1 protein-coding gene is annotated in these 764 nt (G+C 37.8%); it reads right to left on the minus strand.

Annotated elements, in window-relative coordinates; translation table 11 throughout:
• On the minus strand, positions 1 to 764 hold a 764-nt coding region (locus tag H5202_RS23535; RefSeq protein ID WP_220493998.1), incomplete at both ends, for a LeoA/HP0731 family dynamin-like GTPase.

Below are 764 nucleotides of genomic sequence, written 5' to 3' on the forward strand. Positions count from 1 at the left end.
GACATTAGCCCACCATTGACTTGCACTTTTTCAAAAGTGGCTTGTTGCAATGTATCTATGTGCGACAAAGTCTTAAATTTTTCAGGGTTCGCTAACCAATAATCAGTACCCATATCAAACGGGTTCGCGGCAACTGCCACAACAGCTAAACTGGCTTGTTCTTCAGCAGTGAGGCCGATAGACTCACTTAGTCTTTGCTGGACATTTTGTTGTTTAATCTTCAGGTTTTCGCGGTAATCCCAATCATCTTCAACATCGGCTATCTCATCAAAACGACTTAACACAAACACTGTACGAGGTAGTAAATTGAGATCTCTAAACAACCATTTTAAATCCTCATGATGACTCTCTTTAATCGGATTGGTTGAATTCATCACATATAGTACAAGGTGTGCTTCACTAACATACTGTTTAGTAATGTCTTTAAACTTCTCTATTTGCGTGCTTGTTGCATTCAGTTTTTCTTTAAAACCAAATAAACCCGGTGTATCAATAAGCTCACAATCATCAAGTTGATACGTTTTTACTGTGTCAGATGACTCAAGATGACTAATGTGCATAGTATCTACGTCAAGTTTTTCCATCCAAGCCGCAGCTATTGAAGTTTTACCTTCCGAAAAGCCGCCTATTAATGCAATTTTTAATTTTCCAGATTCAATTGTCGTCATTGCATGGTGCAATTTTTGAATTAAATTATCATCGAAACCTGCACCCGCTTCTTGACCTAAAGCTAAAAATTCACCTAGTTTATTCAGTAACATGCG

The organism is Shewanella sp. SG41-4 (assembly GCF_014164505.1).
Lineage (GTDB): Bacteria > Pseudomonadota > Gammaproteobacteria > Enterobacterales > Shewanellaceae > Shewanella.